The organism is Saccharopolyspora oryzae (assembly GCF_027853915.1).
In the GTDB taxonomy this organism is placed as follows: domain Bacteria; phylum Actinomycetota; class Actinomycetes; order Mycobacteriales; family Pseudonocardiaceae; genus Saccharopolyspora; species Saccharopolyspora oryzae.
The window spans coordinates 1-23,149 of the sequence record NZ_JAQGLA010000030.1 but is presented as its reverse complement, the minus strand read 5'-3'; the positions used below and the strand labels follow the sequence as shown (position 1 = coordinate 23,149).

The following is a 23,149-nucleotide window of genomic DNA, read 5'->3' as shown; positions in this document are numbered from 1 at the left end:
GTGCTCGCGAAGTTTCTGACGCTTCGCGAGCGCGAGGAAGCGCCATGCCCGTCCTTCCATTTGCGCCTCGGCTGAGGAGTCGGTAGCAGCGACGGCGACGACCCTGGCCGGACGGCTCGTGGCAGCGGTCGCGTTTCGTCCACTACTTCCAGTACTCGTTGTGCGGTCGTTCCGGTGCAGTTTCTTGTCCATAGTGGACTAATGAATGCCGGGAACCGCCCTGCGTCGTGTTGCTGGACCTTGGGGTTCGGGGTGTGCGGGCGAGGTCGGGGGGTATATTTTTCGGGATCCCATCTTGGCGAGCGAGTGCTTGGTGGGTTACGCTTCCGCTTCCTTTCGTGATTCGAGATGTATATTTCGGATTGCGGAAATTGGTTGGGCCAATTCTGTCTTCGGTCGTCTGAGGGCGGCCCTCGTCCATGCAATGGGGCATCGGAGGTAGCGCTGTGGAAGCGGCATCAGGTCAGACTGAGAGATCGTCCGGGGGCAAGGGCGGGTTCGCCGAGCAGATCGAGAGCGCCTACGGGCGGATCGGCGTCACCAGTGCGCACAAGCACATCTTGATCATGGTTCTGATCGGCATCTGGTTCGACGCCCTGGAGCAGAACGCGGTCGGGCTGACCGGGCCCGTGCTGAAGGAGTCGTGGGGGCTCGGGGCCGCTCAGATCGGCTTCCTCAACACGATGACCTTCACCGCGACCGCTCTCGGGCGGCTGGTCACGGGCGTGATCATCGACCGGTTCGGTCGGCGCACGATGCTGATGATCAACCTGATCATCTTCGCCGGTGGTTCGCTGCTGTGCGCGCTGGCGCCGAACTACGCGGTGCTCGCTGCGGGGCGCTTCATCGTCGGCTTCGGGCTCGGCGGTGAGATCTCGGTGGCGGTCATCATGATGGCGGAGTTCTTCGCCGCCAAGCACCGCGGCACCGCGGTCGGGCTGATCAACGTGACCTCGGCCGGTCTCGGGAACATGCTGGCGCCGCTGTTCGGCATCCTGGTGTTCGCGGTCTTCGACGGTCCGGACAAGTGGCGCTGGCTGTTCGGCCTGCTGTTCCTGCCGTCCATCCTGATCATGTTCTTCCGCCGGTACGTGCCGGAGACCCCTCGGTTCCTGGCCGCCAGCGGGCGGGTCGACGAGGCCAACACGGTGATCAACCGGCTGGCCCGGGGGCAGCTGAGCGGACCGATCGAGAACCCGGAGCAGTACCTGACCGGAACCGGCGCGCAGGAGCAGGGCAAGCAGCCCCGCTCGGACTGGCGCGGCGTGCTGCAGGGTCGACTGCTGCGCCGGACCGTGCTGCTCACCGTGGCCGTGTGCATGTCCTACGCCGCGCAGATCTCGATGCTGACGCTGATGCCCACGATCCTGGTGGCCAGCGGCCACGACCTGACCTCCAGCCTCGGGTTCACCCTGCTGATGCAGACGGGTTCGCTGGCCGGTGCGGTCGCCGCGGCGCTGGGCGCCAGCCGGCTGCCGCGCAAGAAGGTGCTCACCGGCGGTGCCGTCCTCGGCTGCTTGGCCGGTCTGTCGATCGCCCTGTTCTCCGGCACCCTGCCGCTGGTGCTCGTCTTCGGCTGCCTGTTCAACTTCTCGGTGGTCATCCTGAACACCACGATCTGGTTGTTCGCCCCGGAGCTCTACCCGACCCGGGTCCGCGGCATGGGGACCTCGATCATCCTGGCGATGGGGTCGCTGTCCGGTGGCCTGTTCCCGCTGGTGGCCGGTTTCGTCTTCGACGCCAGCGGTCTGACCGGCATGTTCGCCATGATGGCCGGGCTGTTCGTGGTCCTCGGCATCGCGGTCCAGTTCCCGCCGGAGACCTTCGGCAAGCCGATGGAGGAGGACGAAGACGTTGTCCACGCCTGAGACCGGGAGCGTGCTCCTGGTCAATCCGAACACCAACCGGGCCACTACCGAGATGATGCGCGCGCTCGCCGCGAGATCGTTCCTCGGCAGCGGCCTCGGCGTGGACGGAGTCACGGCAGCGGCCGGGCCGTCGATGCTCCTCGACCCGGCGGCGCTGAAGGAGTCCGAGAGGCACGTTCGCGATGCCGTGCTGCGAGCGCTGGACGCCGCGGATCGGAGGTACCTCGCGGTGATCGTCGCCGCGATCGGGGACCCGGGGCGCAGCCGGCTCGACGAGGAGCTCGACCTGCCGGTCGTCGGCATCGGGCAGGCCGCGATCCGCGCCGCGGGGCGAGCGGGACGGCGGTTCGGCATGGCCACCAGCACGCCGCAGCTGGTGGACTCGCTCACCGCGCTGGTCGCCGAGCACGGGATGTCCGAGGGGTTCACCGGCGTGCGGTTGACCGAGTCGGAGCCGCTGGTGCTGGCGGCCGACCCCGAGCGGCAGTTCGCGGAACTGGCCGCGGCGGTCGACCGCTGCACGGAGGCGGACGACGCCGATGCGGTGATCATCGCGGGCGGGCCGCTCAGCGAGACGGCCCGCCGGATCGCCGAGGCCCGCACCTGCGAGATCGTGGAACCCATCCCGAGCGCGGCCGGGCTGGTGCTGCAGGAGTTGCACCTGGTCGAAGCCTGACCAAACCGGGGAAGCGCCCTGCTCGCGCGGGGCGCTTCCCCGGTTTCGCGTTGCGGTCGGCTCGCAGGGCGGGCTTGCTGCGTTGGTACGGTCGTTGCCCGCTGTTTCACAGCCTTGCGACCGAAGGGGATTTCCACTCCATGACGGGGACTTCGCTTTCGGGCGCGCTTCACGATCCGGAGACCTTGCGCGGATGGCGTCGGGCGCGGCGGCGAGTCCTTTGGGCGTTGATCCTGTTGACCGTCGTGGCCTTCGCTCTTCCGTTCTCCGCGCTGGAAGCCAGTGATGCGTCGGTGGTCGTGTGCGCCGCTCTGGCGGCTCCTCCGCTGCTGCTGATGGTTCCGTGCACGCGCCGTCAGGGCGTGTTGAAGGACATGAAGCCGATCCTGGAGACCTATCCCTGGCACGACGTGCCCGCGTCGGTGCGTGGTGAGGTGCTCAAGGTTCCGAATCCGGACGAGCCGGGGAAGAGCGTCGAGGTGATCGCCCGGCGGTCTTCGTTGGGGATGAAGCGGCGGCGGGCTGTGGTTCAGGCGTCTGTCCAGGGGTTTCGGTTCGCCGGTGATCCTCGGTTCGGTGGCGTGATCGCGTTGCGCGCACGGCCGGGGCAGCTGATCACCGTTGTTCCGCGGCACAGGTTCCAGGACGTCCGGAAGCGCCCCCGGGGTGTGAGCGAAGCAGCGTGGCAGCGGGCCAGGGAGGCCGGGATCAGCGGTGAATCACGCATCCCGGGCGAAATGCTCAGGGAACAGCGCAGAAGTGGCCGCTGAGCCCGCGCACCGTCGCGGATCACGTCCACTGCTGGGTTTTTCGGTCGTACCGGGGTGGTTGGTCGGTTTCCAGCTCGGCCCGGAGGGCTGGTTTGGCGACCCGTTCTGATGCGGTGCGGGGTAGGGCGGCGCGGAAGGTCCAGTAGCGGGGGACCTTGAAGTACGCCAGCTGCCGGCCGCAGAAGTCGGCCAGGTCGTCCGGGGTGCAGTTCTCGTCGCGGAGGACCACGACCGCGTGGACCTCTTCGCCCCGCAGCTCGTCCGGTTCTGGGAGGACGGCGGCGACGTCCACCGCCGGGTGCAGTTGCAGGACTCGTTCCACCTCGCCTGCGGTGATGTTCTCGCCGCTGCGGCGGATCATGTCCTTGGTGCGGCCCGCGTAGTAGACGCGGCCGTGCTCGTCCATCCTGGCGAGGTCGCCGGTGTGGAACCAGCCCGCGCGGAAGGCCCGGGCGGTGGCGTCCTCGTCGCGGAAGTAGCCGTGCATCAGGCCGACGCCCCGGATCGCCAGCTCGCCGGTGGTACCGCGCGGTACCGGAGCTCCGGTGCTGTCGAGGATCGCGACCTCCCGGCCGGCGATGGCCCGGCCGAGGCAGCCGGTTCCCACGGTGTCGTCGTGGTCCTCGGGGGTCATCCGGATGTCGCTGCCCGTCTCGGTCATGCCGAAGGCCTCGAACCACGGGACGCCCCAGCGCTTTTCGAGCGCGGCGTGCAGGTCCGGCGGGATCGCCGAGGCGCTGATCGCGCGGACCCGGTGGTCGAGGTCGTGCTCCGACGGGGGCATGTCCAGCAGCAGCTTCGGCATCAGGCCGAGGCAGTAGAGCCAGGTGACCTCGTGCTCGCGGACCTTGGACCAGAACGTCGTGGGGTGGAACCGGTCCAGCACCACGAGCCGGGCGCCGGAGGCGAGGCCGAGCGCGGTGTTCCACTGCGGATCGACGTAGTGGAAGGGCTGGGCGGTCAGGATCGTGTCCTGCGCGTTGATCCGCGGGAAGTCCTCGACCAGCCCGGCGGCCAGCGAAACCCAGTAGCGGTGGGGCAGAACGCAGCCCTTCGGGGCTCCGGTGGTGCCCGAGGTGTACTGGATGTTGGCGATCGTTTCGGGCACCGGTGCGGGGCCCTGCGGCGGTTGCGCATCGGGGATCGGGACCGCATCGACGTCCAGGACGTGGTGCAGCGACGTGGAACCCTTGATCCGCGTGAGCAGGTCGGCGTGCTGCGCCGTGGTTAGGACGACTCGCGCGCCGGAGTGCGCGAGGACGTGCATGGCGTCGTAGTCCTGGTAGTTCGTGTTGACCGGGACCATCGCCGCGCCGAGCTTGGCCGCGGCCAGCCAGGCGAGCGGGAACTCCGGCCGGTTGCCCAGCATCAGCGCCACGCGGTCGCCCGCGGTGACCCCGTGCTCGGCGAGGAGCGCGGCGAAGGCGTCGCTGCGCCGGTCGACGTCGGCGAAGGTGAGCTCCTGGTCCAGCGCGTCGAACGTCCACGCCACCCGCTGCGGCCACTGCTCGGCCGCGCGGCGGACGAGATCGGCCAGGGACTGCTCATTCGCTGTTCCGCCTCTCCGGGATCCACAGTGGTGGTTGCGTTCGGGATCGATCTCGCGTTTCGCGGCTTCTTGTGGCTGGGTACCGCCACGGTCCCCTGAGGTGCGGTTGAGGAGGTCTCGGGTTGGCACGGAGCTGCTCATCGGTTGCCCCCTGTCGCGCGCAACTCGTCGGTGCGGATCGCGTGCTGGATCTCCAGCGACAGAGCCGATTCCAGCGCGCGATCGGTGCCGGCGTCGATGCCTTCCTTGGCCATCGCCAGCGGCGCCGGTGGTAGCTCGGCGAGTCGTCGGGCCCAGCTCATCGCGGTCGGCAGCAGCTCGTCGGCGGGGGTCACGGCGTTGACCAGCCCGAGCCGGTGGGCGTCGGTGGCGGCGAGGGGTTCGCCGAACATCACCAGCTCTTTGGCCTTGATCGGGCCGACCAGCATCGGCAGCAGGGCGGAGAGCCCGCCGGTGGCGCTGAGCCCGAGCCCCACCTCCGGGAAGCGGAACTGCGCGTCCTCGGCGGCGAGCACCAGGTCGCAGCCCAGGGCGAACTCCGCGCCCGCGCCCACGGCGTACCCCTGCACCACCGCGATGACCGGCGCCGGGCAGCTGCGGATCCGGCGCGTGACGTCCTGGATCCGGTCCAGCCGGGCCCGCACGGTCGCCGGATCTTCGGGCGGTGCCTTCAGGTCGTGGCCTGCGCAGAAGGCGCGGCCGCTGCCGGTGAGCAGGACGGCCCGGGCCTGCGCGGCGAGCACGGAGTCGAACGCGGCGACCAGTTGCTCGACGAGCGCGGTGTTCACCGCGTTCAGGGATTTCGCGCGGTTCAGCCGGATCACGCCGATGTCGCCGTCGAACTCGGTCTCGACCAGCGACCCGGTCTGGGGTGCGGACATTCTTGCCTCCTCGGGGCTGGTGTGCGGGGTCAACCGTCCTGGCGCAGCGCGGACATCCGGGGTGACCAGGGGAGCGGTCGGCCGTCGGCGCCGACCTTCACGATCGTCTGCTCGCCGGTGGCGTTGGGCGCTTCGGGCGGGCCGCAGCGGAACGCCCAGGTCGCGCTGGTCCGGCCGAGCTTCGACAGGCGCAGCGCCACCAGCAGGTGCCCGGTGCTGCTGACGGGTGCGTGGAACTCGATGTTGAACTGGCGGACGACGTAGTGCAGGTCGGGATGCCGGTCCGCCACGGCCGCGGTGTCGAACCCCGCCGCCGCGAAAGCCGCGGTCTGGGCCCGTTCGACGTGCAGCGCGAAGCGCGCGTTGTGCAGGTGGCCGTTGGGGTCCAGCTCGTCGAAGTGGACCGGTGACCAGTGCTCGATCACGTCGGTGCGCCCTCCGATCCGAATCTAGTCGATCGATCGATCGACAGAGTAGAGTTGCTCGCGCCCGGGACGCAAGACGCGCGAGTCTGTTCCGGCCCACCGCCTGCAGTCGAAGGATCACCCATGCACCTGGACGTCCTGTACATCAACGGCGACATCACGACCCTGGACCCGGATCGCCCCAGCGCCCGCAAGATGGGCGTGCTCGGCGGGGTGCTCGTCGGACTGGACGACGAACTCGACGGCTGCACCGCCGCCGACGTCGTCGACCTCGGTGGCGCGCACGTGGTTCCGGGATTCCACGACGCCCACCACCACCTGAGCATGCGCGGGCAGCGCCTGACCCAGCTCGATCTGCGTCCTAGCGCCGTCACCAGCATGGATGCGCTGTACGCCGCGATCCGCGAGCACGCCGAGCGGTTGCCGGAAGGCGCTTGGGTGCGCGGGCACGGGTACGACCAGAACCGCATCGGCGGTGCGCACCCGACGCGGGAAGTGCTGGACGAGCTGACCGGTGGTCGGCCGGTCTGGCTCGCGCACAACTCCGCGCACATGGGCGTGGTCAACACGGCGGCGATCCGGCTGATGGGGTACGCCGATCCGCGCGACCTGCCCGACGTTCCCGGAGGCACGGTCGAACGCGACTCGGCCGGCGTGCCCACCGGACTGCTCACCGAACAGGCGCAGGGCCTGGTGTACGAGCTGATCCGGCCGGAACCGCTGGAGGACTACGTGCGGGCCATCGAGCTGGGGTCGGAGGTCGCGCTGGCCGAAGGGCTGACCAGCGTCACCGAGCCCGGTATTGCGGGGCGCCTCACTGGCAACGGCCCGGCTGACCTGCACGCGTTCCTCACTGCTCGGGAGCGCGGGGTGCTCGGTGTGCGGGCGACCGTGATGCCGGAGATGGCCGCGCTGCACGACGTCGACGGGGGAGAGCCGGGGTCCGCGGGCTTCGGGCTCGACCTCGGGCTGCGGACTGGGCTGGGCGACGACACCTTGCGGATCGGCGCGGTCAAGCTGTTCTCCGACGGTTCGCTGATCGGTCGCACGGCCTCGATGTGCTGCGATTATGCCGATGCCGTGGGCAATCGGGGGTTCACGCAGGACGATCCGGAGCGGCTGCGCGAGCAGATCTTTCGGGCGCACCGGGCGGGCTGGCAGGTCGCTACGCACGCGATCGGGGATGCGGCGGTGCAGCTGGTGCTGGACGCATACGCCCGTGCGCAGCGGCAGTTTCCCCGCGCCGATGCTCGGCATCGCATCGAGCACTGCGGCGTGACCAGCGATGCCCAGGTCGCCGAGATCGCCAGGCTGGGCGTGGTGCCGGTGCCGCAGGGGCGGTTCATCGACGAGCTCGGGGACGGGATGATCGCTGCGCTCGGTGCGGAGCGGGCGGAGCTCGCGTACCGGCAGCTCAGCTTCCTGCGCGCGGGTGTCGAGGTTCCGGGCAGTTCGGACTGCCCGATCGTGGAAGGCGCTCCGCTGCTGGGAATCCACGCGCTGGTCAACCGGGAAACCGCGGACGGACAGGTGATGGGTGCTGCCGAGCGGCTGACCCCGTTGCAGGCGTTGCGCGCGTTCACCAGCGGCTCGGCGTACGCCGACCACCAGGAACACCGCAAGGGACGGCTCGCCCGCGGCATGCTCGCTGACTTCACAGTGCTGTCCGAGGACCTCACCCGCGTCGATCCCCGCGCGATCAAGGACGTCGAGGTGACGGCCACCGTCGTCGGCGGCGAGATCAAGCACGACCGGATGGGCCTGACCGGCTGAGCCACCGTCTTCCGGTGTCGCGGACGTTTCGGCTGGTCAGGGGTCGTGAGTACTTTGAGGGGCTATAGCCCCTCAAAGTACTCACGACCCCCGGGCGACTCAGCCCTCGAAGCGGCCCGCCTTGACGGCGGTGACGAATAACCGCCACTGGTCAGCGGTCGTAGTGAAGTACCCGGCGTCAGGGGCCTTCGAGTCCCGCACCGCCGCGCCGGACTCAACCCGCCCGACTTCGACGCAGTTGTCGGTGTTCGTGCTGCGACTCGACTTCCGCCAGCTATTAGGCATGTTTCGTCGTGGACTCATCGCGCCTTCTCCGTCCTCCCGATCGCATCGCCAATGAGCTCTACCGACTCCGCCTGGCTCATCGCGACCGCGGCAATCTTATCGACGGCATGCACGTAAGCCCCGACTTCGTCGGGTTCGTGCAGGAAGAGTGCAGACACCCGGTTCTCCAGCTGGACCACTGGTCCTCTGTCCTCGAACTCGTCGAGCGAGAACGGCCCTTCTAGACCCGGATGCCATTCACTGCGCATAGGAATGACCCGCAGTTCGACGTTGGGCATCTCGCTGCACTTCAGTAGCGCACGGAGCTGGTCCGCCATGACGGATGAACCGCCTATCAGCTGGTAGAGCACGGGTTCTCCGATGAAGGCACGAAGTTCGGCCGCGTCCTTCCGGAGGATCGCATCCCGCCGCCCGAGCCGGACAGCGACTCGCATGTCGATCTCGTCATTCGGAACTTCACCGACCGTCATGATCGCCCTTGCGTAGTCGGCTGTTTGGAGAAGTCCGGGAACCAGCAGCGGCGAGACCGTGGTGATCTTCGTGGCTTCGCGCTCGATCTCCAGCAGGGCCGCCAGCTGTCGGTGCTGATCGGGCATGCCGACGGACAGCCAGTGCGATCCGTCCGGATCTCGTGCCAGCTCAACGAGTTCGGCTCGCAGCTCAGCTGATGCATCGACCTTGGCGAGATATGCGGCCACGTCCTCCGGCTTCGGCGATCGCGCTCCGTTCTCCCATCGGGAGACCGTCGCGTGCGAGGTACCGAGCTTGGCTGCCAACTGCCGGAGTCCCAGACCAGATTCCTCGCGCGCCCTGCGGAGTTCCGCGCCGAGTGCTCGCGCTTTCGGGGTGGTACCAGCCATGCACCACACACTACCGGCGGATAACCGCTGGTGAAGATCCCTCGAACGGTTAATTGCGGGACTGTCGGTTCCGGGTGTCAAATCTGACACAGAACCACTGGTACCAACGGAACCGAACCTTCCTGGGGGTCGCCGATGTATCCGTTTCATTGGGTGCCTGCTGCTGGGCAGCGGCATGCGAGTTTGGCCGAGAAGGCCGTTGGGTGTGCTTATCCGAGCGGGACCGAGCTCGAAACGCTGTGCCAGCAGGTGGTTTCCGCGGACAACAGCGAGTTGGCCTGGTTGTGGGGCACCTGCGTCGAGTGCAACCGGGAGGCTCGGCGGCTCGCCGGTGTCGAGCCGTGAGCTCGAAAACCGCCACCCTGGCGGTGTTCCTGCGTCGTGCCCAGTGGCTCATCGACGACCTCGCGTTCAGCGCCGGAGCCGATCAGCTCGACACCGCCGACGTCGATGCGACGGCCACCGCCCTCGAAGAAGTCGTCCACCTGCTGCGGGAGATCCCGCCGACCACGATCGATCAACCAGGAGGAACCAACTGATGTCCCCGATGCTGACCGCCCTGGCCTGCCTGTTGTCGCTGCTCACTGGCATGACGCTGATGCACGTCCACCGCCGGCGGCTTCCCCAGCACGCGGGCGCGGGCGAAGGCGCGACGAACGTCTGGCAGCTGATCGAGCACGTCGAATCCGAAGCCCGCCGCGCCGATTCCACCGGCAGGCACCACCTCCGCGAGCCGTCCCCGGAACCACCACCGCAATGGCCGGAAACCCCACCTGAAGCTCCGCCGCTGGAACTCCAACACCGCGTCCTGGAAACCCTGCGACGCCTCTGAACCCGGCTCGATGCACCTCCCCCGAGCATCGAGTCGAGCGGCCGGGCGGGATCGCTCCCCTCCCCGACACCGCCCGGCCGCACCCCCTCCGTCCCCTGGGGCCCGCAAATTCAATGGAAATTGGACATCCAATTTCCATTGAATTTGCGGCACTCCGAGCGGAAGCGCAGGTCAGGTGCGGGTTGCTCGGGCTCGCATGGACGGTAGTTGGATGTGCCAGATCTCCTCGACGAGGCCGTGGATGTCGGTGGCCTCGGGGAGGGCGGTCGAGGCGAGGCGGGTGGCCGGGACGCCGAGCAGCTGGAGCGCCAGTTGCGCGTGCGCGGTGGCGATCGCGTCGAGGTTCTCCTCGCCCTCGGGGGAGTACCACTTCGCCACGCCGGAGCACATCTCCAGCACCGCCATCCGCGCGAAGCGCTGGTCCGGGACTGCGAAGACGCCGCGCTCGCAGCCGTCCGCGACCGCGCTGCGCCAGAACTCCTCGTAGCGGTCCCGGATTTCGACGATCGTCGCCCTGCGCTCGGCGTCGAGGACCCCGAGCTCGTTGTCCACCACGGTCGTCTCGTCGCGGTGCAGCGCGTGGGTGAGCACGTGGACGTGCACCAGGCTGGCGATGATCTCCTGCGGCTCGGCGCCGTCGACCGCGACCCGTTCGGCCGCCGTCACCAGCCGGTCCAAGCAGGTCCGCATGATGGAGAACAGCAGGTCCTGCTTGGTGCCCATGTAGTGGTAGAGGGTCGCCGGGGAGAGCTGCGCGGCGTCGGCGAGTTCCCGGATGCCGGTGCCGTGGAAGCCCTGCGCGGCGAACAGCCGGACGGCCGCCGCCCACACCTGCCGCTGGGTGTCGTCTCCCGCGCGTCCTCGTGCGCTCATCGCTTCGCGCTCCCCGAATTGTCGGTCGATTGATCGATCTGATCGCCTCCAACCGTACCGGTGACGACACGGATACATCGGGCGTGGGCAGCAGAAGTCGCTATTGACCCTCCGATTTGCGGGACCTATCGTGCATGAATCTCTCGATCGATCGATCGGTTGAGACATCTTGGAGGCAAGATGAACGATCAATCGACGTCCGCGGAACGGACCCAGGAATCCACCGGAGCGAGCGGGCTGCGACCAGCGCTCCGGGACCGGCAGATGAGCATGATCGCGATCGGCGGGGTGATCGGCGCCGGCCTCTTCGTCGGCAGCGGCGCGGTCATCAACAAGGCCGGTCCCGCGGCGCTGGTGGCGTACGCGATCGCCGGGCTGCTGGTCGTCCTGATCATGCGGATGCTCGCCGAACTCTCCGTCGCCGCACCGAAAACCGGGTCCTTCGCCAGCTACGCCTCGCGCGAGCTCGGCAGCTGGGCCGGGCTGGCGATCGGCTGGCTCTACGCCTACTCGTGGAGCGTCACCGTCGGCGTGGAAGCCGTCATCGGCGGCGCGCTGCTGCACGGGATCCTGCCGGTGGTGCCGGACTGGGCCGCCGCGCTGGTGTTCCTGCTGGTGCTGACCGGCTCGAACCTGGTCGCGGTGCGCGCCTACGGCGAGGTGGAGTTCTGGTTCGCGCTGATCAAGGTGGTCGCGATCGTCGCGTTCATCGGGCTCGGCCTGCTGGCGATCTTCGGTGTGCTGCCCGGAGTTCCGGCGCCCGGTGGGACGAACCTGTTCGGGCAGGGCGGATTCGCGCCCAACGGCTGGTACGCGGTGCTGCCCGCGCTGCTCGTGGTGTCCTTCGCGTTCAGCGGTGCCGAGGTCGTCACGATCGCGGCCGGTGAGGCGATGCGCCCGGCCGAGGCGGTGCGGCGGGCCGTCCGGACCACGATGGTGCGGATCCTGGTCTTCTACATCGGTTCCATCGCGGTGATCACCACCCTGCTGCCGTACGACGACGCCGGGATCACCGAGAGCCCGTACTCGGCGGTGCTCAACCGGTTGGGGATCCCGAACGCCGGGCTGATCATGGACCTGGTGGTGCTCGTCGCGGTGCTGTCCTGCCTGAACTCGGGGATCTACACCGCGTCCCGGATGCTGTACGCGCTGGCGAGCAACGGCGAGGGCCCGCGGGTGCTCGCCCGGTCGAACGCCTCCGGGGTGCCGGTGCCCGCCGTGCTCGTGGTGGCGCTGGCCGGGTTGGCGACCGTCACGGCGAACTACTTCTTCACCACCACCGCGATCTTCGACTTCCTGGTCGACTCCAGCGGTTCCGTGATCGTCCTGCTCTACCTGACGATCGCGACCACCCAGCTGCACAGCCGGGCCCGCGCCGAGCGCGACGGCCAGCACCTGACGGTGCGCATGTGGGGCTACCCGTACCTGTCGTGGGCGGTGGTCGTCGCGCTGGTGGCGTTCCTCGCGCTCATGGTCGTCGACCCGTCCACCCGGCACTCGCTGTTCCTCACCTTCTCCGTCGCCGCGGTCGCCGTGACCGTCGGGTTGGTGCGGCAGAAGCGCGGTTCGATCTCGATCGAACGACCATGAGCGGCGGGACCTCCTGGGTACGGTGGCCGTGCATCGGCACCGTTCACGAGGAGTGACCAGTCCATGGTTCGATTGCACGTCAGCTCGGAGTTCCCGGCGATGCTCGAACGGATCGACGCACTCGCCGGGACCCTCGAGTCGAACGCGGCGGAAGCCGAGGAGCTCGGTCGCTTCACCGGGGACACCGCGCAGGCGTTGCTGGACCTCGGGGTGATCCGGGCGGCGCTGCCAGCGAACCTCGGCGGTCACGAGTTCGCCCCGCGCCAGATGATCGAGACCATCGAGCGGCTCAGCTACCACGACGCCGCGGCCGGCTGGACGATGATGGCGATGCAGCACGTCACCGGCACCACGGCGGCCTACCTCGGTGACGTGGCGGCGGAAGACCTGTTCTCCGGCACCGCGAACGGCTCCTACGCGCGGCTGGCCGGGCACGGCACCCGGCCCGGCCGGGCAGTTCCGGTGGACGGCGGCTTCCTGGTCAGCGGGAGCTGGCAGTTCGCCTCCGGGATGGCGCTGGCCACCCACGTCCACAGCGCGATCCAGGTCGAGGGCACCGGGGAGCTGCGGGTGCTGGCGATGCCGAAATCGCAGGTGGAGCTCGTCGAGAACTGGGACGTGCTCGGGCTCCGCGCGACCAACAGCATCGATTACCACTGCACCGACGTGTTCGTCCCGGAAACGCACACCTACGTCGCCACCACGACCACCCCGGCCAACGGCGGCGCTGTCTACCGGATCGGCCTGGTGAACATGGCCGCGATCGGGCACACCGGCTGGGCGCTCGGCGTCGGACGGCGGCTGCTCGACGAGCTGAAGTCGGTCGCGGTGGCCAAATCGGGCACGTACAACGCCGCGGTCGACACCGCCCAGTTCCACGCCGAGTTCGCGACCGCCGAAGCCAAGCTCCGCTCAGCGCGGGCGTGGGTGATGCAGGAGTGGCGGGGCATCGAGGACACCTTGGCCGCGGGCGAGCCGGTGAGCACCGAGCAGGAAACGCTGATCAAGCTGACCCTCAACCACGCGACCTGGACCGCGCACGAGGTGGGCCGCACGGTGCACCGGTGGGCGGGCACGACGGCGATCCGGCGTGGACCGATCGACCGGTTCCTCCGCGACCTCGGCACCGGCAGCCAGCACGTCACATCGGGCCCGCTGGTCCTGCAGAACTGCGGAAAGTCGCTCAGCGGCCAAAAGCCCGAAGCGCACTGGGAATTCCTCGACCTCGTGACGCCCTAAAGGCTGTCCCGTAATGATCAAGTACTGGTGGCGTGCGAGGGAAACGCGGCCCGAGACGGTGTGATGCCTGATGCTCAGCCGGCGCTGCGGGCGATTCTGTCCAGTGCCCTGCGCAGTGGTTCCCGTGCCCCGGGCGTCACCGAGCACGATCCCTGATGACGCTCGATCAAAGGAACGTACCCGAAGGCCGTGGCGTTTTTGTTGACGAACGCGACAACAGGCTCGTCTTCTTTCGCGAGTGCCGTGCCGGATTCGGCGAGTGCGGCGAGGAACTGCGTGACGTCCACGCCCCAGTGTTCGTGTACTCGTTTCCGTATTCCGCTGATCAAGAGGGTTAGCTCCGTTTCTGTTTCGGGGCTGTCCTCCCATGGATGTGTTGGGTCGAGAGCGGGATTTTCAAAATAGCGCCCAGTCATCGGATCCCTCCGCCACTGATGTTCGCTTCGTTTGAGCAAGAGGGTAGTCCGGCACGGCTCGCCTGCGTGGAATCTCGGTGGCATCGGGTTTAACCCCGATGCGCCCGATTCCCGCGGAGTGCACTGGGTCCTCGAAGTAGAAGAAGGGTTCTGGGCCGCTCCGGGCACCGGCGCAGAACTCCGGCCGCACCTGAGCAGACATGGTGCGATCCGCACCACCTGCACCGCTACATGATCCACTACCGCCCCAGACCCATGATTATGGGACAACCTTTAGGCGAGCGACTGGACGAGGTCGGTCAGCTGCGCGAGGTTGCGGCACTCGGCCATTTCGACGAGGTCGGCGTACTCGGGCGCCACGGAGTCGCCGGTGCCCCAGGACGTGCTGGGTTCCGGGTTGAGCCACAGGGTTCGCTTGCACCGGTCGGTCAGGTCGGCTAGTGCGTCGAGCTCCGGGTCGTAGTTGTTGTTGCGCGCGTCGCCGAGGATCAGCAGGACCGTGCGAGGCGTGAGCACGTCTCCGTGCTTGTCGGCGAAGTCGGTGAACACGCGGCCGTGGTCGGTCCCGGTGCCCGGGAGCTGGAGGGTGTCGCGGCGGACCGCGGCCAGGGCTTCCGCGGCGTCTCGGCCGCGGCGGAGGTGGTCGGTCACCTCGTGGACGTCGCGGACGAAGGCGAACACCCGGGTGCGGGAGAAGACCTCGTGCAGCGTGTACACCAGCAGCAGCGCGAAGTGCGCGAAGTTCGCCACCGACGACGAAACATCGCACAGGACCACGAGTTCCGGCTTGTGCGGTCGGCGCGGCCGGAAGTGCGGCTTGATCGGCACCCCGCCGGTGGCCAGCGCGGACCGCAGGGTGCGGCGGAAGTCCAGCGTCCCGCTGCGCGTGCCGTGGCGCCGTTTGCGCTGGATGCGGGTGGCGAGCTGGTGGGCGAGGGGGTGGACGGCCCGCCGCATCGCCGCCATGTCGGCCTGCGAAGCGCCCAGGAACGACACCTGGTCCAGCGCGGGGTCGGTCAGGTTGTCGGCAACGTACCGCTCGCCCTTCTGCTCGGCGATGCGCCGGTAGGCCTCAGCGGTGACCAGCTGCTTGAACCGGTCGATCCGGCTGGTGAACCGGGATTTCGTCGCGGTGGCGGTGGTTCCGAGGGGCCGTGCTTTCCCCTCAGCGGTGCGCATCAGTCCGGCCAGCAGCGTTGTCGGATCCAACTGCTCCAAAGCGGCACGCGGTGACCACGAGCCGGGATTCCCGCCCGAGCCGGGAAAACTGCCGTACTGCGACAGCGCGCGGCGGGCGATCTGACCCAACGCCGCGTTGTCCCCGGTGTACAGCGCCTGGGCGAGTTCGGTGCGCATGGCGTGGAGCTCGGGCGAGGTGCCGTGGGCGCCGGTGACCTCCACCTCCTGCTCGACCTCGGAGCTGGTGGTGAGGCCTTCGCCGACGGCGATCGGGAACCACAGGTCGAACAGGGCGTTGAAGACCGCCACGTCCTTGTGGCGCTTGACCAGCGTGGCCGCGTAGGCGATCCGCACCGTCTCCCGATCCAGCAGGTCGACGGAGGCGAGCGCGCGGGCGGCGTCGATGCCCTCGGCGGTGGAGACCGCGATGCCGTGCTCGCGCAGGGCGGCGAGGAAATCGGTGTGCCGGTCGAGCAGGCTCATCGCCGCGGTGCTTCCGCGCCGCGCAGCCCCAGCCCCACGAGGGCGCGCTCGTGGTCGCCGGGGTGCTTGAGCACCACCCCGAGCGTGGACTCCAGCGCCGGGTCGTCGAGGTCGTCGATGCCCAGCGCCAGCAGCGAACGGGCCCAGTCGATGGTCTCGGCGATCGACGGGGCCTTGGTCAGCTCCAGGTTCCGCAGTGCGGCCACGACCTCGGTGAGCTTGCCCGCCAAGGTCTCGCCGAGCGCCGGCACGTGGGTCAGCACGATGTCGCGCTCGCGCTCCGGCGTGGGGTAGTCCATGTGCAGGTAGAGGCAGCGCCGCTTGAGCGCCTCGGAGAGCTCGCGGGCGGCGTTGGAGGTCAGCACCACGAACGGGCGGTGCCGGGCCTGGACGGTGCCCAGCTCGGGGACGGTGACCTGGAAGTCCGACAGCACCTCCAGCAGCAGCGCCTCGAACTCCACGTCGGCCTTGTCCACCTCGTCGATGAGCAGCACCGTCGGCCCCTCGCGGCGGATCGCCGCCAGCAGCGGGCGTTCCAGCAGGAACTCGGGCGTGAAGATGTCGGCGCGGGTGTGCTCCCAGTCCGCGTCCCGCCCGGCCTGGATGCGCAGCAGCTGCGTGGCGTAGTTCCACTCGTACAGCGCCCGGGCCTCGTCGAGGCCTTCGTAGCACTGCAGGCGGATCAGCTCCGCGCCGGTGGCTGAGGCGACCGCTTGCGCCAGACCGGTCTTGCCGACCCCGGCGGGACCTTCGATCAGCAGCGGTTTGCCGAGCCGGTCGGCCAGGAACACCGTCGTGGCGGTGGCAGGCCCGGCCAGGTAATCCACTGTGGACAGCTTGGTGCCGACGTCGTCGGAGGTGTCGAACACGGCCTCTCCTTCTCCCTACTGGTCAGCAGCCTGACACGTCGTAGCGCCCGTGTCAGCGCCTCTTCGCCGAAGCGATCGCCCGCTTCTCCACGTTGCACAGGATCAGGCCGAACGCGATCTCCAGGGCGATTCCGAAGACGGGGTCGACGAGCTTGCCGACCACCGGGACCCGGACGCCGAAGACCGTGGTCCAGATGACCAAGGTGCCGCCGGGGACCTCGGCCAGGTCGACGCGGCCGAAGGTGTGCTCGAGAGACGGCCGGGACTCCCGGATGCGGTACTCCATGCGGTGCGGGCGGTCGAAGCCGGTGATCTCCTCGCGGAACTGGAACGGGCCGCAGTCGAGCTCGCGGACCGCGCCGAGCCCGTTCTTCTCGGTGTCGCCCCGCCGCGTCAGCTCGCAGGAGCGGACGAGCGGGACCTGGGAGAACTTCTCGTGGTCGATGTAGGCCTCGAAGACGTCGTCGATGGGAGCGGGAATCGTCCGGGTGGTGGTGAGCGTGTGCACGTGCTTCCCCTTCCGATCAGTGGCCGCGCCGAGGCCTCCGCAGGCTCTCGAAACCGTTGTTGAGCAGGTACTGGCCGACGTTGAGGGCGGCGTGCCGGTCGGGTGCCGGTTCCTTCCCTGCGGCCATCCTCCGCATCTGGACGCTGTAGTAGGTGAGCTCGGTGAGGTTGTCCAGCATCCGGATGCCGCTGCGGCGCGGATTGACGATGCTCTCGTCGGCACGCCCGGCCAGCAGCTCGGCGGGGAAGTCGGGCTGAACGGTGAGCGGTCGCCCGAGGCCGACGACGTCGACCGCGCCGGAGTCCAGGGCGTCGACCATGCCGTCGACCGTCCGGAAACCGCCGGTGAGCATGAGTGGCAGGTCGGGGAGCTCGGACCGGACCCGCTCGGCGTAGGACAGGAAGTACGCCTCGCGCCTGCGGGTGCTCTCCTTCAGCGACGGATCGACGCCGAGCATCGCCGCCGAGGTGTACGTGCCGCCGGAGACTTCGAGCAGGTCGACGCCTTCGGCGGCCAGCGCGTGGACGACCTCGATGGACTCGTCCTCGCCGAAGCCGCCGCGCTGGAAGTCCGCGGAGTTCAGCTTGATCGCGACCGGGGTCTCCGCCCCGACCTCGGCCCGGATCGCGCGGAGCACCTCGACGACGAACCGGCGGCGCTTCTCCGGAGTACCGCCCCAGTCGTCGGTGCGCTGGTTGGACAGCGGGGACAGGAACTGGCTGATCAGGTACCCGTGTGCGCCGTGGATCTGCACGCCGTCGAAACCGGCTTCGGTGACGATGCCTGCGGTGGTCGCGAACTTGCCGATCAGGTCCTCGATCTCGCGGGAGGTGAGCTCGCGCGGCTGGGCGAAAACGCCTGCGGTGCCCGGAACTGCGATCGCCGACGGCGCGACCGGACGGGACGTCAGCGTGCGGGGCGTCTGCCGGCCGGGGTGGTTGATCTGCACCCAGACCTTGGATCCGCCGGACTTGGCGACCGCGGCCCACTCGGTCAGGTCCTGGAAGTCGCGGCGGTCCTGGACGACGACGTTGCCCGGTTCGCCGAGCGCGGTGCGGTCCACCATGACGTTCCCGGTGATCGTCAGGCCGACACCGCTGCCGGACCACCGGTGGTAGAGGTTCTTGATCCGGTCGCCCGGGGAGAGGTCGCGGCGACCCAGGCCTTCGCTGAGCGCGGCCTTGGCCAGGCGGTTCGGGATCTCGAAACCGTTGGGGAGCTTGAGGGGGCGGGCCAGGACCGATCGGTCGAGGCCCTGCGCTGTGCCGGTCATCTGGATCCTCTCTCCTGCGGTGGGGGAGGGTCGAGGGCGAGGATCGCGCGGACGGCCGCTTCGATCCGGCGCCCGGTGGCCTCGTCGGGACTGCGCCCTTCGAGCAGGGCGCGGCGGAGGATTCCGCCGGGCACGTCGACGACGCAGACGGCGATCGCCTCGACGGCTTCCCGATCGCCGCGGTCCCAGACGCCCCGGGCGAGCGAGATCAGCAGGTCGACGAAGCACTGCTGCGTGGCGTTGAGCTCCTCGGCGACGTCCGCGGGTAGTTCGGGGGAGAACAGCTGGTCGCGGCGCTGGGTGAAGAAGAGCTGCGCGCTGGTGGGAAAGCGGCGCACGAACTCGGCGGGCACGAGCGAGACCGCCACCACGGCCTCGATCCCGCCCTCGTGGGCTGCGGGCGCCTCGTTCATGAGCTCGCCGAGCCGGGACCACGCGCGGAGCCACAACTTCGCGAGCAGGTCCTCCTTCGAGCGGAACGCGTGGTAGATCGTGCCGTTCGACGCCCCGGCACTGGTCGCCAACGCGCGCAAGGTCAGCCCGGCAGGATCACTGCTGGTCACCAGCTGCTCGGCGACGTCGAGCAGGTCGTCGAGCGAGTGCAGTCGAGGTCGAGCCACAGCCGGACCGTACTGGAGCGCACACTCTAGAACACCCACTCCACTACGTGTGCTCGATCACAGCTCGCTGCTGGGAGCTGTTGCGGCCCAGGGGTCGACCGGGATCACTCGGGTGCTCTTGCCCTGGGCGTCGAGGATCCGGCCGTGGACCTTCGTCATCTGCAGCACCAGTTTTCGGTCCACGACCTTCGCCCTCGGGTGGTCTTCGGCCAGCCGGAGCAGGAGGTCGTCGAGGTGGTTCAGGGAGCGGAGGCCGACGATCAGGCCGAGGTTCGCCGGACTGGTCACCGCTGCGCAGTGGCGGGTTTCCGGCCACGCCCCGACCGCTCGGCCGACCTGGTGGACCTCGGTGTCCGGGACGGTCAGCCAGAGCAGGGCCATGGTGTGCCAACCGGCCAGCGGGCGGGCGACGTCGCAGCGGAACGCGATGTCGCCGTGGCGGCGGAGGCGGTCGAGACGGCGTTTCACCGCCTGCGGCGAGGAATTCAGCTCCGCGGCCAGATCGGCGTAGCTGCGCCTGCCGTCGTGCCCGAGCGCCAGGAACAGGGCGCGGTCCTCGGCGCCGAACGGCCGGATCTCGCGTGGTGGCGGGCCGATCTGCTCGCGGACCTGGTCGGCCTGGCTGCGGTTCATCACGCCCAGCCGCCAGATGACGCCGCCGAAGGTGCTGCCGAAGACGTGGCTGCGGACCTTCGTGACCTGCGGCGGCGTCGGCAGCGTCCGCAGCAGCACGTCCGAGATCGCCGCCAGCGACGGGGCCATGATCAGCGCGAACACCTGGTACTCGCCGGTGGTCACGCCGACCGTGATCACGTGCGGCAGCTCCGCCAGCTGCTCGGCGACCTCCGTCGCGGTGCCCGGCGCGCAGGCGAACTCGACCGTCGCGCCCCGCGATGCGCTGTTGCCCAGCGCCACCGTCGTCCAGGCCGCTCCGGCGTCGGTGAGCCGCTGCCAGCGGCGGGCCAGCGTGATCGGGGCCAGTTCCAGGACTTCGGCGAGCGCCGTCCAGCTCGCCCGCGGATTGATCTGCAGCGCGTCCACCAACGCGAGGTCGACTTCGTCCAGCACGGCGCCTCCGGTGTCGTTTTCAGACATCCAAGCGGGGTGGAACGCGGAAATCCATCGTTCTGGGCGTGCTGTGGCGAGGTTTCTCCGACGCTGCTTCGCATGCGCGATCCACAACACTTCGACCTGGTGCTGGCCGGGGCGCGGGTCATCGACCCCGAAACCGGGCTCGACGCGGTGCGCAACGTCGGCATCGACGGTCGGCGCATCGCTGCGGTCACCGCCGACCCGCTCCGCGGCGACACCGTCGTCGACGTCTCGAACCGCGTGCTCGCACCGGGTTTCATCGACATGCACAGCCACGCGCAGACGGTGACCGGGCTCCGGCTGCAGGCCATGGACGGCGTCACCACCGCGTTGGAGCTGGAAGCGGGCGCCCTGCCGGTCCGGGACGCCTACGCCGGGGCGGCCGCGGAAGGTCGGCCCATCAACTTCGGGTTCTCGGCCGGGTGGGCGCTGGCGCGGATGCGGCTGCTCGACGGCGCCGAACCGGGCGGGTCGTTCGACGTGTTCGCGAAGTACCAAGGCGCGCCGAACTGGCGGCTCCCGGTCGGTGCGCGGGACCAGGCGCGGGTGCTGGACCTGCTGGAAGAGCAGGTGCGCGACGGTGCGCTGGGCATCGGGATGCTCGTCGGGTACGCGCCGGACTCGGGGCGGGACGAGTACTTCGCCGTCGCGTCGCTGGCAGCCCGGTTGGGCGTGCCGACCTTCACGCACACCCGGTTCATCTCCACCGAAGAACCGGGAACGTCGTTGGAGGGCGCGTTGGAGGTGATCGCGGCCGCGGCCGGGACCGGCGCGCACATGCACATGTGCCACCTCAACAGCACGTCGAACCGGATGATCGACGACATCGCGGCGGCGGTGGACCGGGCCCGCGGCTACGGCGTGCAGGTCACGACCGAGGCTTACCCGTACGGTTCGGCGTCGACCGTGATCGGTGCGGCGTTCCTCGCGCCGGAGAAGCTGCACCGGCTCGGGATGAAGCCGGAGAACATCCTCTGCGTGGCGACGGGGGAGCGCGTCGCGAACGCCGCGCGGTTGGCCGAACTGCGCGAGAAGAGCCCCGGTGAGCTGATCGTCTTCGACTGGCTGGACGAGTCCTCGCCGGCGGATCTCGAGACGCTGCAACGGTCTTTGCTGTTCGCCGACACCGCCATCGCCTCCGACGCGGTGCCGCTGATGGGGCAGGTCGACGACACCTGGCCGGTCGCCGACGACGTGCACACCCACCCGCGCAGCGTCGGTTGCTACGCGCGCACCTTCGGCTGGCTCGTCCGCGAGCTCGGGGTGCTTTCGCTCGGCGAGGCCGTTCGCCGGTGCACCTTGCTGCCGGCCCAGATCTTGGAACCGGCGGCTCCCGCGATGCAGCGCAAGGGGCGGATCCAGGTCGGGGCCGACGCCGACGTCGTGGTCTTCGACCCCGCCACCATCGCCAGCCCCGCCACCGGAACCCAGGTGCGGACTTCCACCGGCGTCGACCACGTGCTGGTGGGCGGGACCTTCGTGGTCCGCGATGCGCAGATCCAACTCGACCGGCTGCCGGGCGACCCGGTCTTCGGTCGTCACCGCGACTGACGGAGCAGACATGACCCAGACCGCTGCGGCAACGGACGCCCTCTACAGACGGGTGAGCTGGCGGATCCTCCCGCTGCTGATCCTCTGCTACACCTTCGCGTACCTGGACCGGGTGAACATCGGGTTCGCCAAGCTGCACATGCAGTCCGACGTCGGGATCAGCGACGCCGTCTACGGGCTGGCCGCCGGGATCTTCTTCCTCGGCTACGTGATCTTCGAAGTCCCCAGCAACCTGCTGCTGGCCAAGATCGGCACCCGCAAGACCATCTTCCGCATCATGGTGCTGTGGGGGCTGACGTCGGCGGCGATGATGTTCGTCAGCGACGCGACCAGCTTCTACGTGCTGCGGTTCCTGCTCGGCGTGTTCGAGGCGGGGTTCGCGCCGGGCATCATCTTCTACCTGACGTACTGGTTCCCGCCGGCGCGGATGGCGGCGGCGATGGGCCTGCTGATGCTGCCCGGCCCGATCGGCTCGATGCTCGGCGGGCCGATCTCGTCCTGGCTGATCACGAACTTCGAAGGCGTGGCCGGACTGCACGGCTGGCAGTGGATGTTCCTGCTGGAAGGCCTGCCGTGCGTGGTGCTCGGGTTCATCGTCTGGAAGACGCTGGCGGACACGCCGGAACAGGCGAAGTGGCTCAGCGCGGCGGAGAAGGACCAGCTGCGGCGGGACATCGCCGTCGATCAGGACAAGGGGCAGCACAGCTTCCGGCAGGTGCTGCGCGACCCGAAGGTGTACCTGCTGGCCGTCGGGTACTTCTGCCTGATCAGCGGCTTGTACGCGGTGAGCTTCTGGCTGCCGACGATCCTGAAGGAGAACGGGCTGACCGACACCGTGACGATCGGCCTGTACTCGGCCGTGCCCTACGCGTTCGCCATCGTGCTGATGATCGTCCTCGGACGCCGTTCGGACCGCACCGGGGAACGTCGCCTGCACAGTGCGGTGACCGCGCTGCTCAGCGCCGTGGCGCTCGCGGTCGCGGCGTTCACGGCCAGCAACTTCGCGGTGTCGCTCATCGCGATCGTCATCGCGACGGCCTGCATGTGGGCGTCGTACACGGTGTTCTGGGCGATGCCGTCGCAGTACCTGAAGGGCACGGCCGCGGCGGGCGGGATCGCGCTGATCAACAGCATCGGACTGCTGGGCGGATTCGTCAGCCCGACGCTGATCGGCTTCGTCAAGGACGCCACGGGTAGCACGGTGGTCGGCCTGCTGTCCATGGTCGTCCTCCTCTTGGTCGGCAGCCTCGCGATCTACGCCAACCGCCTGCCCGCCCGGTGACGCCCGCCAGGGATCCGCAGTTCCCACTGAGGGTTTTCCATCCGCTCTCTGCGTGGCGGTGCGAGTGCCGAGGGCGTGCTATGCGCCTGCGGCGCATGCGACCCTCACCGCGCGGTGCCGGCCGTGCTTCGCGGTCACAGACCGCACCCTCCGCAAATTCAATGGAAATTGGACATCCAATTTCCATTGAATTTGCGGAAGTTCTCCACAGGCAGGACGACTTGTCCACAGGTGTCGGCGTGTCGGGGCCCGCCG

The 23,149-nt window shown here is 69.0% G+C and carries 24 protein-coding genes; 11 read left to right on the top strand and 13 right to left on the bottom strand.

Annotated features, from left to right (window positions below; translation table 11 throughout):
- The first annotated feature begins 446 nt into the window (after positions 1–446).
- From OU415_RS19130 to OU415_RS19120, 3 genes are all read left to right on the top strand, one after another.
- A complete protein-coding gene (locus OU415_RS19130) occupies positions 447–1,868 on the top strand; it encodes an MFS transporter (RefSeq protein WP_270950243.1) in 1,422 nt (473 codons plus the stop codon).
- Positions 1,855–2,544 carry an aspartate/glutamate racemase family protein gene (locus tag OU415_RS19125; protein ID WP_270950242.1) on the top strand — a complete coding sequence of 230 codons (690 nt, stop codon included), beginning with the start codon at positions 1,855–1,857 and terminating at the stop codon, positions 2,542–2,544. The genes OU415_RS19130 and OU415_RS19125 overlap by 14 nt, the downstream gene beginning before the upstream one ends.
- Positions 2,545–2,684: 140 nt before the next feature.
- Positions 2,685–3,314: a hypothetical protein gene (locus tag OU415_RS19120; protein WP_270950241.1), complete on the top strand. Its 630-nt coding sequence runs from the start codon at positions 2,685–2,687 to the stop codon at positions 3,312–3,314.
- A 19-nt stretch (positions 3,315–3,333) separates the two neighbouring features.
- On the opposite strand, the gene OU415_RS19115 is transcribed toward OU415_RS19120, so the two are convergent.
- The 3 genes from OU415_RS19115 to OU415_RS19105 all read right to left on the bottom strand — a co-directional run bounded on the left by OU415_RS19115 (position 3,334) and on the right by OU415_RS19105 (position 6,169).
- On the bottom strand, positions 3,334–4,851 hold the full coding sequence (locus tag OU415_RS19115) for an AMP-binding protein (RefSeq protein ID WP_270950282.1): 1,518 nt from the start codon (positions 4,849–4,851) through the stop codon (positions 3,334–3,336).
- 149 nt (positions 4,852–5,000) lie between these two features.
- Positions 5,001–5,744, bottom strand: coding sequence for an enoyl-CoA hydratase/isomerase family protein (locus tag OU415_RS19110; protein WP_270950240.1), 744 nt, complete (start codon positions 5,742–5,744; stop codon positions 5,001–5,003).
- A gap of 29 nt (positions 5,745–5,773) precedes the next feature.
- Entirely contained in the window at positions 5,774–6,169 is a 396-nt protein-coding gene (locus OU415_RS19105; RefSeq protein WP_270950239.1) for an acyl-CoA thioesterase, read from the bottom strand.
- A 123-nt stretch (positions 6,170–6,292) separates the two neighbouring features.
- On the opposite strand from OU415_RS19105, the gene OU415_RS19100 reads away from it, so the two are divergent.
- On the top strand, positions 6,293–7,942 hold the full coding sequence (locus tag OU415_RS19100; RefSeq protein ID WP_270950238.1) for an amidohydrolase: 1,650 nt from the start codon (positions 6,293–6,295) through the stop codon (positions 7,940–7,942).
- Positions 7,943–8,041: 99 nt separating this feature from the next.
- Here OU415_RS19100 and OU415_RS19095 read toward each other — a convergent pair whose 3' ends face one another.
- Together OU415_RS19095 and OU415_RS19090 are read right to left on the bottom strand one after the other, a co-directional pair.
- Positions 8,042–8,227, bottom strand: a complete 186-nt coding sequence (locus OU415_RS19095; protein WP_270950237.1) for a DUF397 domain-containing protein — start codon at positions 8,225–8,227, stop codon at positions 8,042–8,044.
- Positions 8,228–8,241: 14 nt separating this feature from the next.
- Positions 8,242–9,087 carry a helix-turn-helix domain-containing protein gene (locus OU415_RS19090; RefSeq protein WP_270950236.1) on the bottom strand — a complete coding sequence of 282 codons (846 nt, stop codon included), beginning with the start codon at positions 9,085–9,087 and terminating at the stop codon, positions 8,242–8,244.
- Between the two features lie 135 nt (positions 9,088–9,222).
- Between OU415_RS19090 and OU415_RS19085 the strand changes: the two genes are divergently transcribed.
- The 3 genes from OU415_RS19085 to OU415_RS19075 are packed head-to-tail and all read left to right on the top strand — an operon-like array spanning position 9,223 to position 9,919.
- Positions 9,223–9,432: a zinc finger protein gene (locus tag OU415_RS19085; RefSeq protein WP_270950235.1), complete on the top strand. Its 210-nt coding sequence runs from the start codon at positions 9,223–9,225 to the stop codon at positions 9,430–9,432.
- Positions 9,429–9,626, top strand: coding sequence for a hypothetical protein (locus OU415_RS19080; RefSeq protein WP_270950234.1), 198 nt, complete (start codon positions 9,429–9,431; stop codon positions 9,624–9,626). The genes OU415_RS19085 and OU415_RS19080 overlap by 4 nt, the downstream gene beginning before the upstream one ends.
- On the top strand, positions 9,626–9,919 hold the full coding sequence (locus OU415_RS19075; protein ID WP_270950233.1) for a hypothetical protein: 294 nt from the start codon (positions 9,626–9,628) through the stop codon (positions 9,917–9,919). The genes OU415_RS19080 and OU415_RS19075 overlap by 1 nt, the downstream gene beginning before the upstream one ends.
- Before the next feature lie 171 nt (positions 9,920–10,090).
- Here the strand turns inward: OU415_RS19075 and OU415_RS19070 are convergent, their stop codons facing one another.
- Positions 10,091–10,792: a TetR/AcrR family transcriptional regulator gene (locus tag OU415_RS19070; protein WP_270950232.1), complete on the bottom strand. Its 702-nt coding sequence runs from the start codon at positions 10,790–10,792 to the stop codon at positions 10,091–10,093.
- 180 nt (positions 10,793–10,972) lie between these two features.
- Here OU415_RS19070 and OU415_RS19065 point away from each other — a divergent pair, with 180 nt between their 5' ends.
- Positions 10,973–12,382, top strand: coding sequence for an amino acid permease (locus tag OU415_RS19065; protein WP_270950231.1), 1,410 nt, complete (start codon positions 10,973–10,975; stop codon positions 12,380–12,382).
- 63 nt (positions 12,383–12,445) lie between these two features.
- Positions 12,446–13,621: an acyl-CoA dehydrogenase family protein gene (locus OU415_RS19060; RefSeq protein ID WP_270950230.1), complete on the top strand. Its 1,176-nt coding sequence runs from the start codon at positions 12,446–12,448 to the stop codon at positions 13,619–13,621.
- A gap of 74 nt (positions 13,622–13,695) precedes the next feature.
- On the opposite strand, the gene OU415_RS19055 is transcribed toward OU415_RS19060, so the two are convergent.
- The 7 genes from OU415_RS19055 to OU415_RS19025 all read right to left on the bottom strand — a co-directional run bounded on the left by OU415_RS19055 (position 13,696) and on the right by OU415_RS19025 (position 20,064).
- Positions 13,696–14,037 (bottom strand): hypothetical protein, encoded by a 342-nt coding sequence (locus OU415_RS19055; RefSeq protein ID WP_270950229.1) that lies wholly within the window; start codon positions 14,035–14,037, stop codon positions 13,696–13,698.
- Positions 14,038–14,310: 273 nt separating this feature from the next.
- Entirely contained in the window at positions 14,311–15,699 is a 1,389-nt protein-coding gene (locus tag OU415_RS19050) for a vWA domain-containing protein (protein WP_270950228.1), read from the bottom strand.
- Positions 15,696–16,568, bottom strand: a complete 873-nt coding sequence (locus OU415_RS19045; protein ID WP_270950227.1) for an AAA family ATPase — start codon at positions 16,566–16,568, stop codon at positions 15,696–15,698. Before OU415_RS19045 ends, OU415_RS19050 begins: the two co-directional genes overlap by 4 nt.
- 52 nt (positions 16,569–16,620) lie before the next feature.
- Complete coding sequence (locus OU415_RS19040) at positions 16,621–17,076, bottom strand: SRPBCC family protein (RefSeq protein ID WP_270950226.1); 456 nt, start codon at positions 17,074–17,076, stop codon at positions 16,621–16,623.
- A 16-nt stretch (positions 17,077–17,092) separates the two neighbouring features.
- Positions 17,093–18,349, bottom strand: a complete 1,257-nt coding sequence (locus OU415_RS19035; protein WP_270950225.1) for an NADH:flavin oxidoreductase/NADH oxidase family protein — start codon at positions 18,347–18,349, stop codon at positions 17,093–17,095.
- Entirely contained in the window at positions 18,346–18,969 is a 624-nt protein-coding gene (locus OU415_RS19030) for a TetR/AcrR family transcriptional regulator (RefSeq protein WP_270950224.1), read from the bottom strand. Before OU415_RS19030 ends, OU415_RS19035 begins: the two co-directional genes overlap by 4 nt.
- A gap of 57 nt (positions 18,970–19,026) precedes the next feature.
- A complete protein-coding gene (locus tag OU415_RS19025) occupies positions 19,027–20,064 on the bottom strand; it encodes an Lrp/AsnC family transcriptional regulator (protein ID WP_270950223.1) in 1,038 nt (345 codons plus the stop codon).
- Between the two features lie 72 nt (positions 20,065–20,136).
- Between OU415_RS19025 and OU415_RS19020 the strand changes: the two genes are divergently transcribed.
- Positions 20,137–21,612 carry an amidohydrolase family protein gene (locus OU415_RS19020; RefSeq protein WP_270950222.1) on the top strand — a complete coding sequence of 492 codons (1,476 nt, stop codon included), beginning with the start codon at positions 20,137–20,139 and terminating at the stop codon, positions 21,610–21,612.
- Between the two features lie 10 nt (positions 21,613–21,622).
- The gene (locus tag OU415_RS19015) at positions 21,623–22,894 is read left to right on the top strand and encodes an MFS transporter (RefSeq protein WP_270950221.1); all 1,272 of its coding nucleotides are present in this window, start codon (positions 21,623–21,625) and stop codon (positions 22,892–22,894) included.
- Positions 22,895–23,149: the final 255 nt, after the last annotated feature.